This window comes from Candidatus Cloacimonadota bacterium (genome assembly GCA_019429305.1).
Lineage (GTDB): Bacteria > Cloacimonadota > Cloacimonadia > Cloacimonadales > JAJBBL01 > JAHYIR01.
Window position 1 is genome coordinate 1 of the sequence record JAHYIR010000017.1, and the last position, 12,932, is coordinate 12,932.

General features: G+C 37.0%; 12 protein-coding genes. 3 read left to right on the plus strand and 9 right to left on the minus strand.

Annotation, left to right across the window (positions count from 1 at the left end; translation table 11 throughout):
- The 9 genes from K0B81_07065 to K0B81_07105 form a co-directional block, all read right to left on the minus strand.
- Window positions 1-1,191, minus strand: a 1,191-nt coding sequence (locus tag K0B81_07065; protein MBW6516356.1) for a hypothetical protein, incomplete at its 3' end; no start/stop codon positions are given.
- A gap of 115 nt (window positions 1,192-1,306) precedes the next feature.
- Entirely contained in the window at window positions 1,307-2,017 is a 711-nt protein-coding gene (locus K0B81_07070; protein MBW6516357.1) for a hypothetical protein, read from the minus strand.
- A 48-nt stretch (window positions 2,018-2,065) separates the two neighbouring features.
- A complete protein-coding gene (locus K0B81_07075; protein ID MBW6516358.1) occupies window positions 2,066-2,917 on the minus strand; it encodes a glycine--tRNA ligase subunit alpha in 852 nt (283 codons plus the stop codon).
- A 13-nt stretch (window positions 2,918-2,930) separates the two neighbouring features.
- A complete protein-coding gene (locus K0B81_07080; protein ID MBW6516359.1) occupies window positions 2,931-3,593 on the minus strand; it encodes a CoA transferase subunit B in 663 nt (220 codons plus the stop codon).
- Between the two features lie 70 nt (window positions 3,594-3,663).
- Window positions 3,664-4,320: a 3-oxoacid CoA-transferase subunit A gene (locus tag K0B81_07085; GenBank protein MBW6516360.1), complete on the minus strand. Its 657-nt coding sequence runs from the start codon at window positions 4,318-4,320 to the stop codon at window positions 3,664-3,666.
- A 231-nt stretch (window positions 4,321-4,551) separates the two neighbouring features.
- Window positions 4,552-5,400, minus strand: coding sequence for an IS3 family transposase (locus tag K0B81_07090; GenBank protein MBW6516361.1), 849 nt, complete (start codon window positions 5,398-5,400; stop codon window positions 4,552-4,554).
- Window positions 5,375-5,767: a transposase gene (locus K0B81_07095; protein MBW6516362.1), complete on the minus strand. Its 393-nt coding sequence runs from the start codon at window positions 5,765-5,767 to the stop codon at window positions 5,375-5,377. Before K0B81_07095 ends, K0B81_07090 begins: the two co-directional genes overlap by 26 nt.
- Before the next feature lie 84 nt (window positions 5,768-5,851).
- On the minus strand, window positions 5,852-6,625 hold the full coding sequence (locus K0B81_07100; GenBank protein ID MBW6516363.1) for a cobalamin-dependent protein: 774 nt from the start codon (window positions 6,623-6,625) through the stop codon (window positions 5,852-5,854).
- Window positions 6,626-6,681: 56 nt separating this feature from the next.
- Complete coding sequence (locus K0B81_07105; protein ID MBW6516364.1) at window positions 6,682-8,259, minus strand: lysine 5,6-aminomutase subunit alpha; 1,578 nt, start codon at window positions 8,257-8,259, stop codon at window positions 6,682-6,684.
- Window positions 8,260-8,539: 280 nt separating this feature from the next.
- On the opposite strand from K0B81_07105, the gene K0B81_07110 reads away from it, so the two are divergent.
- The 3 genes from K0B81_07110 to K0B81_07120 all read left to right on the plus strand — a co-directional run bounded on the left by K0B81_07110 (window position 8,540) and on the right by K0B81_07120 (window position 12,913).
- Complete coding sequence (locus K0B81_07110; GenBank protein MBW6516365.1) at window positions 8,540-10,258, plus strand: hypothetical protein; 1,719 nt, start codon at window positions 8,540-8,542, stop codon at window positions 10,256-10,258.
- 84 nt (window positions 10,259-10,342) lie between these two features.
- A complete protein-coding gene (locus K0B81_07115) occupies window positions 10,343-11,707 on the plus strand; it encodes a glycosyltransferase (GenBank protein ID MBW6516366.1) in 1,365 nt (454 codons plus the stop codon).
- Between the two features lie 27 nt (window positions 11,708-11,734).
- Window positions 11,735-12,913 carry a glycosyltransferase family 4 protein gene (locus tag K0B81_07120; protein MBW6516367.1) on the plus strand — a complete coding sequence of 393 codons (1,179 nt, stop codon included), beginning with the start codon at window positions 11,735-11,737 and terminating at the stop codon, window positions 12,911-12,913.
- Window positions 12,914-12,932 lie beyond the last annotated feature (19 nt).

The window sequence follows — 12,932 nt, forward strand, 5'->3', positions numbered from 1 at the left end:
ACTCAATCCCTCGCTCCCTCGCCCCTCAGCCCTTTGCTCTTCGCTCTCAGCCCTATGCTCTTCGCTCTCAGCTCTTTGCTCTTCACTCTTCGCCCTCTGCTCTCCGCCCTCAGCTCTCTGCTCAACCCCATATCCAAATCTCAGGTTTCTGATCTCAATATTACCTTTCAATTCAGTAATGTTAGTATCTACATCTCCATCAACTATCTCTTCCGGAGTATCTAATATTTTGTTAATTCTTTTCAGGGAAGCAGTTCCTCTTTGATATAGTTCCACGATCCAACCGATAGCTATCATAGGCCAAACGAGCATACTCAAATAAGCATGAAAAGCGATAAATTCTCCGATCGAGATCTCATTTCTGATAGCTGCTCTACCGCCAAAAACCAGCACAATGATCATACTGATACTAATAACAAAGCCCAGAAATGGGTGAAAAAGACCGGATAATTTAGCCATTTTGACATTGTTTTGCTGATATTCATAGGAGAACTCATTCATTTTATTAAGTTCGGTTCTCTCCTGCCCAAAAACCTTCACTACCCTGATCCCTGAGATGCTTTCCTGAACCATCCCTGAAAGAGCAGAAAATGAACTCTGGACTTTTGTGAATTGCCGGTGCATTTTTCTTCCGAAATAGGAGATTGCCAAAGATAAGATCGGGAGTGGTAAAATAGCATAGATAGTTAATCTCAGATTTATGGTTACCATAAAAACGATCGATGCCAGAGTTAGAATGATAATATCTGCAGCAGCCACAAAACCGATACCAAATAACATTCTGATGGCATTCATATCATTTGTGGAATGAGCCATCAGATCACCTATTTTTGCTTTGTTGAAGAAATTTTGGGCTAACTTTATCAAGTGTTCATAAAAATTTTGTCTCAATCCCCGTTCTATGATCCAGGAAGTTCCGATTATCAAGATCCGCCAATAATAACGCATCAGTGCGATCACACCGGACATCAGAAATATCAGCAACATATAGCCGGCTAAATGTCTTTGTGTGAATCCCTCCTTCCCTAAACTGTCAATAGCAACCTGCATCACTTTAGGGATGAGCAGTTGTACCGCATCCACAATAATAAGAACAATAACACCCAGTATGAGAAACTTAAGATTCTGTTTTAAATAGGGAACTATTCTGGAAAATAACTTTTTTTGTTCACCCTTGTTTGTCTCTTTCAATTCAATTTATCCTTTTCTTTTAGTTATCGCCCTTTTTCACAATCTCTCCCAATGGACTTGCTAATCCTTCCACTGGCTTTTCCCGTAACACGTAACCCATAACACGTAACACCTTTTATCCTTTTATCTTCAACTGCTCAATAAAATCTGATAACACCTGTAATTGTTTGGTAAATGTATCGAAAAATCCAGTAAAATCTTCCTTCTTAATAGCTGTCCTTCCTAAAGTAAAATCAACTGCCGTCAGCAAGGAATCTATTGGAAAATCTGTTACTTCATCTGCTTTATCGATCAGCTCTTTATGATTAAGGGGTATGGGAACATCAAGTAAAAAAAGTAAGCCCTTCAATATAGGTTCAATAGAGTGAACAGAAACTTTGATCAAATTCCTCATGACTTTGGGTTTACCGTAATTGTCTAAAATTGCCATTTTGATCAGGAGAATCTTGCTTTTCAATTCCCGTTCCATCTCCAAACGAATATAGCTCTTTTCAAACTGTAACCCTTCAAGTACTTCTTTCTTCACGATCACATTTTGGTAATCGGTCTTTATATTGAGAAATTCAAGGGGAAAGCTGTCCAAAGAATTTGCTATATAGTCTTCACTCACCACCAAAGGCGGTTCCATACCCATCTTGGTCAACTCTTTTACCACTGAATGTGCTTTAACGATATTTTTAATTGAATCATCTTTTAAGACAACGATCAGATTACCTCTATCAGATATCTCACTGTTATATGTTGCGATCTGAAGTATCTCTTCACTCCAGCATATTGCTAACTTTGTCGCCATCCTTTCCCAATATGTTTTGCACTTATCTTGCATATTTACTCCTTTTACTTTGCTTTCTCACCTTGTCACCCTGCCACCTTGTCACCTTTCCACCTCATACTTCCCTATATACGATAGTGCACAATCTTTAGCCATTCTCCTGATGCGATTTATATAGGCAGCTCTTTGCATTACACTGATCACACCATGGGCATCAAGGAGATTGAAGATGTGAGAACTTTTCATGATACAATCATAGGCAGGATATGGTAATTTTTTGGAAATTAATTCCTGTGCTTGTCTTTCATAGTCGTCAAAGGCATTGAAATAAGATTTTTCAGGCAGATCTACGAAATTGAATTGAGAAAATTCAACTTCTTTATTGAAGAAGATCTCTCCATAGGTCGTCTTATCGTTCCATTTAATATCTTTTATGTCATCAACATTCTGAAGATACAGGGCTATTCTCTCCAACCCATACGCTAACTCTACATTGGTAGGGAAGACATCCAATCCTCCGATCTGTTGAAAGTAAGTGAACTGAGTTATTTCCATACCATCCAGCCATACTTCCCATCCTAGCCCCCAAGCTCCGAGAGTTGGAGATTCCCAATCATCCTCAATGAAGCGGATATCGTGTTTGATCAACTCAACTCCGATCGCTTCTAAGCTTTCCAGATAGAGTTCTTTGATATTATCCGGAGAAGGTTTAATTAGAGTTTGAAATTGGTAATAATGTTGATAGCGATTAGGATTCTGACCATATCTACCGTCTTTTGGACGACGGCAAGGTTGCACATAAGCAACACTAAGAGGGTTTTTACTCAATGATCCGAAAAAAGTTATCGGATGAAAGGTCGCAGCACCCATCTCCATATCATAAGGTTGTAGAATATTGCATCCCTTTTCAGCCCAATATTTCTGCAAGTTAAAGATCATTTCTTGTAAGATCATATCTCTGTTCCTATCAAAGCCCAAATACACCTACATGATCTGGTATGATCAAATCTGCTTCCGTAACCTTTAATACATCATCAACTGTCATCCCATGAGATATCTCTCTCAGGAGTAACCCTTGAGCAGTAACCTCAATAACCGCTTTATCAGTCACTATTAAATTAACTTTGTTTTTAGCTGTTAGTGGAAGTGTGCATTTTTTAAGTATTTTCGGGTTCCCATTCTTGTCGCAATGCTCCATGGCGATCACGACTTTTCGTGATCCTGTTACCAGATCCATTGCACCACCCATTCCGGGAACAAGTTTACCAGGGATCATCCAATTAGCTAAATTCCCTTCTTGATCTACCTGTAGAGCCCCTAAAACAGTCATATCAATATGACCACCTCTAATGATGGCAAAACTCAGGCAGGTATCGAAATATGACGCACCCTTCATAGCGGTAATATACCCCCCACCGGCATTGATCAGATCTTTGTCTTCTTCTCCTTCATTAGGCGCAGGTCCTACCCCCATGATACCATTTTCACTTTGAAAGAAAACATTAATACCGGGTGGAATATGATTAGCAACTTCAGTTGGTAAACCAATTCCTAAATTAACAAAATCACCATCCTTCAGTTCTTGGGCAATTCTCTTTCCAATAAGTGCTTTTTTCAGATCTTTATCCATATATTTCTTGCATTTATCTTGCATATTTACTCCTGATTTTTTTTCTCACAACTCACAACTCACAACTTTTTCACCCCTCCTTATGTAAAACTAAATAATCCACAAAAACACCCGGAGTTACAACATCTTCAGGAGAAATTTCTCCAACTTCCAATATTTCATCAACTTCAGCTATAGTGATCTTCCCTGCCGTAGCCATTATTGGATTACTGTTCCGGGCTGTTTTACTATAGATGAGATTACCATATCTATCTGCTTTAGCTGCTCTTATAAAAGCAAAATTTGCTGATATTGGTTTTTCTAAGAGGTACTGTTTGTCATCAACAACAATTATTTGTTTACCTTCAGCCACAACAGTTCCCAAACCGGTTGGAGTCAGTACACCACCAAGTCCGGCACCGGCAGCCCTTATCTGCTCTAATAAAGTTCCCTGTGGGATTAGATCTACCTTTATTTCGCCATTGTTCATCTGTGCCTGAGTTGCTTTGTTAGTTCCAATGTGAGAACTCTTGATCTTCGCAACTTGTTTGTTGGCTATCAGAATACCAACTCCCCTGTCTTCATAATCGGTTGCAATAACGATTATCTCCAGATCTTTTGTACCTATTTCTTTCAAGGCATCTATAAGATTTTCTGTACAACCGACAGCAAGAAAACCACCAAATAAAATACTGCTGCCCGGTTTAACCAAAGCTGCCGCTTCCTTAACTGATACTATTTCCGGCATTAATTATTACCTCCTGATATTTTTTTCTCACAACTCACAACTCACAACTTTTTCACCCCCTCGCACCCTCTTCTTGCTACCCTCCCGATGGACTTGCTACTCTTACATTGGCTTTTCCCGTAACACGTAACCCATAACACGTAACACTTTTCCCCTTGCTATCCCTTCCTTAGGTTTTGTGGTGTACTGAAATAGTGGACTGTTTATTTGTACTTTTTTTTCATTAAATTATCAAGCAGCATTATACACCTCTTGTGGAGTTTTATAGTTTAATGCAGCATGGATGCGCCTATTATTATAATCATCTATGGCATTGTCAATCAATTCTCTTGCTCGTGCTTTACTCTGTACAATCCCTTTTAACTTATATTCATGTTTCAATGTGTTAAAGAATCGTTCCATTTTAGCGTTGTCATAACAGTGATCTCTGCCAGTATAACTTAACTGAAAACCATTATTTTCAAGGGTCGATCTATATATGTTAGAGCAATACTGAGAACCACGATCCGAATGATGTATGATACCATTTGTGGAAGAGACAGATTTAATTACCTTGCTAAGGCAGCATAATAAACTTTTAGCAGTAATATCTGTGCTCACTATATGAGAGATAATCTTACGTGAGTAGGCATCCATGATTGTCGATAAATAAACCATGCCATCAAGAGTTAATATATATGTAATGTCACTGAACCAAACCTGATGAACTGAAGTGATTTCAATATCCTTGACCAGATTTCTTGGTTGATATGGTATCCAGCCAGGTATAGTAGTCTTTACTCTCCTATATCGTAGTGGTAGCATCATATTATGTCTCTGTAAAACCCTCCAAAGCTTGTCCCGACTTATCTGGTAGCCGTCTCTCTTCAGTTCTTGGAAGATTTTCCTAACTCCATAAAACGAATGTTCCATACGTATCTTCCGCACACGAGATAGTACGTCATCTTCAAAGGCTAACTGAAGTGATCTCATTTTCAATTTCTTGTAATAACCGGACTTGCTCATACCAAAAAAACTGCAGATAGTGCTCATCGATGCTTTTGTTTTATTCTCTCTAAGACTCGTCTTTGCTCTGGGGATAGATGTGAAAGTGCAGTTTTTTTTCTTCTTCGGTCAGTCTGGACTCTACTGTTTCAATATAACATTTCTGACATATGTTCTGGACAGTAAGTGCTGCCAAAGCCTGCTCAAGTTCACGGATTTTTTCGTCCTTGGCTTTGATAATATCCTTTTCATTCTTCATTTCAACCCTCACGACCTTTCTTATTAAATGGTTCTTACCATATTTCTTGAGCCAGCCATAAATGGTGGCGCCACCATTTATCTCATAGATCTGTGATGCTTGTCGGATTGTCAACTTACCTTTTTCGATCTCATCTACTACCTTTAACTTAAAAGTTTCACTGTAACGAAATAGAGTAGGTCTTTTACTAAACTGAGATTGCATATTATTCCTCCATTTTAGTCCACCTATTTCAGTACAGTACATTTTTCTCTGTTCACTGCTCACTGATTACTGATCACTTTTTTTTTACTTTTCAGAATAATATTTAGCAATAAAAAAGGCCACATCACTGGCATAAGTGCCACTTCCAAAACCAGCATCGTAACCTAACTCTATTGCCAGATCATGATTTATCCTTGGACCACCACAAATAAAGAGCATCTTATTTCTTAGCCCCTCTGCTTCCGTTAACTCAATTAACTTAGTTAGGTTTTTAACATGTATGTTCTTTTGGGTAACCACTTGTGATACTAATACCGCATCGGCATTGACTTCCATTGCTTTTTTTAGCAGATCTTCCACTGATACTTGAGCTCCCAAATTTATTGCCCTAAAATTACGATACCTTTCTAAGCCATAATGACCACTATACCCCTTCATATTCATTATGGCATCGATCCCAACTGTATGGGCATCAGACTCAATACAAGCACCCACTACTCTGAGCTCTCTACCTATATTTTGATCAATATATTCATCTATTTGCTCCATACCCAGAGAAACAATATCTACAGACCTGACCTTGATCTTATTAAGATCTACTACTGCATTACAGGTGGCATAGGCAATAAAATGTGTAAAACCGGTAGTGAGATCTTTGATATGACACACTTCGATCTCATCTAAACCCATTTGCTTAAGGATAAGCTTAGCCGCTTCTTTACCTTTATCATTTGCAGGTGCTGGCAGAACAAATGATATCTGAACACGACCATCGTTAAGTGTATCACCGTAAGGTTTTACAATATTTTTAGAAACTTCACTTGTCTCATGCTTACTATCGTAATTATCACTCACCATATCACCTTTTAATTTTACATTGTACATTCTACATTATACATTCTACATTATATATTCTACATTATATATTCTACATTACTCCCAAAGAGCTCGGATTTCATCTTGTCCATAAAAGGATTAACATATTCTGTATCCTTAAAAAAGACACCCTCTAAGCCTCTTCCGGTATGCTCACTTCTTTTTATCTCGGCAAAAGCACCTTCAGATAATGCCTGCATCAAACCAATCTCCTTAACATGTGACAGAAATTCGCTTGCCTCATCTAAAACCCTGTTAGCTCGTTGATTGATAAAACCATTTTCTTGCAAGATAAATTCATCAGGAAAACTTTTTACGGCTTTAAAAATATACTGGGCATTTTCTATAGCTAAGCCCCTATCCGCCAGATGAGGAGTATGAATTGCTTCTGTCATCATACCTAAAAGTTGAACACCTTGCCCGGTTATTTGGGCAACCATATTAAACATACCATTCATTAAATAGGTTTTAAAAATATTCCCGGAAGCAAATCTGGTGGGTGGCATATACTTAACCGGAGAATCGGGGAAAAGAGTTTTAGTTAAGAATGCATGTGCAATCTCGTAAAGAACTGAATTCTCAATCTCAGGATCTATTTCAAAAGCATGTCCTAATCCCATCTTTTCAGGTCTAAGTCCCGACATTAGAGCAAATTGTTCATTTATCAATTGAGATGCTGTTACAGTATATGCAGATTCAATTGCATCAGATGTAGTCAGATAGTTATCTTCTCCGGTCTGGATCTCTATCCCGGCATAGGCATTGATCATTCTTGAGAAATATTGATCTAAGAATGTGCGTTTCATATTTATATCACGGAAAAGAATTCCATACATTGCGTCATTTAGCATAATATCAAGACGTTCTAAAGCTCCCATTGCGGCAATTTCAGGCATACAGAGACCCGATGCATAATTAGTAAGTGATATATATTTCTCTACTTCTTCACCTACTTCGTCAAGTGCCTGTCTCATGATCCGAAAGTTTTCCTGAGTAGCATAAGTTCCACCAAATCCGGTGGTTGTTGCTCCAAAAGGAACATAATCCAACAAAGACTGAGCTGTTGAACGAATTACAGCAATGATGTCTGCACCCTGCCTTACTGCTGCTTGTGCTTGCACTACATCTTCATAGATATTTCCAGTGGCTACTATCACATAGATCGCCGGTTGGTTTCTTGGTCCATATTTAATATATGCATCTTCCCGTATACATCGTTGATCCCTGATCTTTTTCAATGTTAGGGAACTAACTTTTTCCAATTCTTCCAAGATCTTATCTGTTGGTTGAGCAGGCAAAGATGTCAGATCCAATTCTCCAGCTGCTACTTTTTCGGCAATCGCCTTAGCACTTGTTCCCTCAACTAACATACCGTTAGTAAGCCAGTAAGCAACTCCACGCGATAGAACATCTCTTACTCGTAAATGCTCTACCAGAAGATTAGGTAAAGGTTCTCCAGTTGGTAGAGCACCATCAACTCCCATCAATCTGGCTACAGTGCGTTCAATAGTTACTGAGCTGTTCTTTTCAATAAGCTCCTGGAAGGATATTGCTATATCCCTTGCATATCCTCTTGCTTTATCTACTCTTTTTTTGTCGATACTTAATCTGATCAATAAGTACCCCCATATAACATACTTTTTCTTCTTTTTACCAGTTAAAACTAAATATTTATTTCAAGTTATCAGTCAAGAGTAAATAAAAGTAGCTCGAGTAGTTCAACAGCTTAACTACAACAAGAATAAAAAAGCATATTCACAAAACGAGCCTGACTTTTCTTTTTTTTGTTAAAACAAGTATAGTGCAGGAAAGTAGTTAGCTGCTAAATCAGAACAATTGACAAAGAAAAGGGGGTTTCTTAAACTGACAAAAAAGACTAAGGGATGAATAGATCATATGATCGCAATAATGATAGACCGCAAACTAGAGAGATTTGACGACATTGTTAGATATACATTTTGTTTTATCTTTGATACCCTTGGTATGCAATATAGGTTTATCAACAAGATTGGTGAATTAAAAAGAGACGAGATCATATTTTTTTATGGTCTGTTAGAACCGACAAACGAAGAAAAAATGATTTTCACCTATAATAAAATCGTTTTCTTTATCAAGGCAGAAACAGACCTATTAACAACAGGAAGAATTGACAAAGAGGGATTGTTAGACCGACTACAAGAAATCAAACTACAGAAAGTTATACCGGTGCTGAGTGAAAAAGAATTTCAATATCCTTTAATCACTTATAAAGTGAACGAAATTTATTGGGGTCAGTTCAATTTTGATATCATCGGTAATGTCTTTTTTCATCTCTCAGGTTATGAGGAAACTTTTTCTACACAACGAGATATACATGGAAATATACCTGATACTGAATTACCTTTAATTGGATACAAAAACTTCCCTTATGTTAACGCTCTGCTTTGGATGATCGAAAGTTTTTTACGGGAAGCAATTATAACTCAACCGGTTACCTTTTTAGTGAAAAAAGAATTTTGGCCAAACGGTGAAGAATATGCCTATGCTATTTCGCATAACATTGATTACCTTCAGAAATGGAGCCTGCAGCGGCTATTCACCTCTTTTTTTACCGACATTAAGCTGCTTTTTATATTAAAATGGGGCACTTTCTTCCGTAACTTAAAAGAGAAGTTAAACTACTTGATTACTAACTATGAAGTCTACTGGAATTTCGATGAGATCCGTGAAATATTAAAAGAACAGGCGATAAAAGCGACCTACTTTTTTGGAGTGAGTAATAAAAAACAAAGTCACTATGATATTGACTATTCCTTAAAAGACCCTGATCTCATAACAGAGATAAATCAAATACAACAAGATGGAGGGGAAATTGCACTTTTAGCATCTTACGCCTCACATCAAAGCAAAGAAATTAGTAAACAGATTACCAGACTCTCCAACACAATCGGACATAAGGTTCAAGGTATCAGACATAACCATTTTCAATATGATAATCTGGTTACTCCATTACTCCATAGTGACCTTGAAATTCTCTATGACTCGAGCAAAACATTAAATGAACAGACTGGATATAGAAATGGTATTGCCTTCCCATACAGAACATATCATCCTGATAAACCGATCAATCATTGGGAAATCCCTCTTACTTTCACCGATAACATCCTCCGGCTGAGTAAGTACGCCATTCTATCAAAAGAGAGGGCTCAAACGCTTATCAAGAATTTAGTGACAGGTATCCAAAAGACTAATGGTTTGCTTACTTTAAATTTTTCCATCTCGAAAATCAATGACATCAAATACAGTTCTCAGCTTCTTGATTTCACTTTACGGCTGCTTTCTCAGTCACCTAGCTTCTCAGGTACTTTTAGCGAAATAGCAGAATGGTGGGAAGCCAGAGCAAAGGTAGAGGTTGAAGTTGGAGAAGAAGAGATTCATTTTTTCTGTCCAAAGCAACTTCCTAGTATAACAATAACTCTATGGGGTAACAGAACAATCAAGAAAATCAGCGGTGCAAAGGGGAAGATTAAGGGAAGATCAGTAACGTTGAAAGATGTTAAAGCTGGAGATAGCTTTACCCTAATCGCCCCTAAAGATGATCAGATATATTTGGAGATCGATGAAGAAAGTTGCTGATAACTTTCTTGATTGAAATAGTTTTGTATGCTAAGTATACTTATTCGACCCGTTAGACAAATCTACAATAATTAACCACAAAAGATGAGAATTTTGCTGATTGCCTACTATTATCCACCTTTGGGTGGACCTGCTTCTATCCGGCTTGGCAAAATGGTAAAATATCTAAGACGATTTGGCTGGGAAATTGATGTTATTAGTGTTAAAGACATAATCTATCATTCTCTTGATTATGATTTAGAACAAGAATGTCAATCTGATCAAATTATCAGAACCAAATCCTGGGAAATTCTCTCTCTTCTTTTTCTAATCAATAAATTCTTTTGTTCCTTTAAGAGATTGATACCATTACATAACAGACAAAGAAAAGAGCTTAAACAAAGCTGGTCTCTCTATTTCTCCTTCTCTGACACTATCCGAAATTTCATAAAAAACCTGCTAATCCCTGATGAAAAAATTGGTTGGTTCCCCTTTGCATATAATAAAGCTAAAAACCTACTCCTAACCAAGAGATATGATCTTATAATGACAAGTATTGGACCATTCACAGCTGCTTTGATTGCTAATAAATTGAGTAATAAGTATAAAATACCTCTTGTTATTGACTATCGAGATCATTGGACACTTCATCCCTACAATAGATATATTTCATCTCTTCATCGTCAAATATCACGTAAATGGGAAGAGAAAATTATCAGGCAAGCATCTCTGATAACTACTATTGGTAATGTTATGAAATCAGAACTGTTAAACAGCTTTCCCATTATAGAAGAGAAAAATATTGTTACTGTTCGTAATGGCTTTGATGAAGAGGATTTTAATTTCGGAGACCTCTCATTCAATGATGTGAGAATTGAAAGTTTTTTCACCTCCTCACAAGATGATCTATATTTTACATATACTGGAAGTTTCTACCCTCCAATAACACCAAAGTATTTTCTGGAAGCTATGTCTGCCCTGAAAAAGAGAGGTGCATTACCAAACAATCTTAAAATTCGATTTATCGGTAATTATCATCAAGACATCTATTCTTTGTTATCAAATGAAGAGTTATCATCTCATATTTCAATCATTCCCAGTATACCACATCGTGAGACAATAAAAGCGATGGTAAAGAGCGATGTTTTAATACTGATGCTCTCTAACAAAGAAGGGAAAGGGATATTAACCTCAAAAGTATTTGAATACTTACGAAGTGGAAAACCTATTTTGGCTATGATACCAGAGAATTCTGAAATAGCTAAAATAATTTTGAGAGACTCAAGACACTTCTTATGTCATCCAGAAGATGTTGAGCAGATTTCTCAAGCTATTTTAAAGGTATGTAAAGATGTTTCTCATAAGAGATCAACTTTTAGTAACGATAAGACAATAATTGAGTTTTCCAGAGAGAAACAGTATGAGAAATTAAGTCGAATTTTGTCAGAGCAAATTGCATCTCCAATTTGATTTAATTCTAATTAATTGAGAACTAAAATGAAAATTAGATTACTCCATATCCAGCTATTACCCTTACTCTCAGGAGTACAGAAAATGATGTTAATGCTTCTGGATTCTCTCGATAAGGAAAAGTATGAGATATATGTGATCTGTAAACCGGGAGGACCATTAACTGCTAGATTATTGGACTCAGGGTATCATTATCTGCCAGTTAAATCACTGAGAAGAAATATTTCCCTTTGGGACCCAATAGCTCTTTTTCACATATATCTCCTCTGTCGCAAATATAGTTTTGATGTAGTGCATACCCATTCTTCTAAAACCGGATTTATTGGGAGAATTGCAGCCCGTTCAGCAGGTGTACCAAAGATCATTCATACAGTTCATGGATTCCCCTTTCATACTCATCAGCTTCCGGTAGCAAGATATTTCTATCTTTTGATGGAGATTTTTGTTAGCTTTTTCTGTAATTATCTGGTAATAGTAAACAATTATGAGCGAGTTTGGGCTTTGAAGAGCAAACTTTTCTCCCGCAAGAAAGTTCTGACAATTCACAATGGCATTGATCATTATTCTGAGATTCAACCACGGAAATATGGTATAAAAGGTGTAAAGAAACCATCAAAAACCAATCCCGAATTAGTTGATTACTTTGTTTACGGTACAGTTGCTAGGTTTACTCGAGCCAAGAATATTGTAAATCTTACCAGAGTAGCAATTTCTGTTTGTAGAGACAATCCACAGATCAAATTCGTCTTTATAGGTGATGGTGAACTTTGGGATAAGTGTTTTGATCTTGTAGCTTCTGCGGGTTTACATCGCCAAATACTAATGCCCGGCTGGCAGAATAATATTGATTATTGGTTAAAGAATATAGATGTATTTGTACTCTATTCCAATTGGGAAGGATTATCAATATCCATCTTAGAAGCAATGAGTTTGGGTATTCCTGTTATCGCTTCTGATATCAAGGGTAACAATGAACTCATCGATAATAGTAACGGCATTTTAGTTCAACTTGACGATCATGTGCGTTTACGTAAAACTTTACTAGAAGTACCTCAACGCATAGATGATCTGAATCTATGGAGTCGAAATACTTTGACCAAATGTCAGTCAGAATTTGGATTGGATCGTTTCGTTAACTCATATGAAAAACTATATTTAAGTAAGATAGGATATAATATTCATGATATTTCTGATCTTGTTTCATAAGCAACTCATAGAAGTAGAT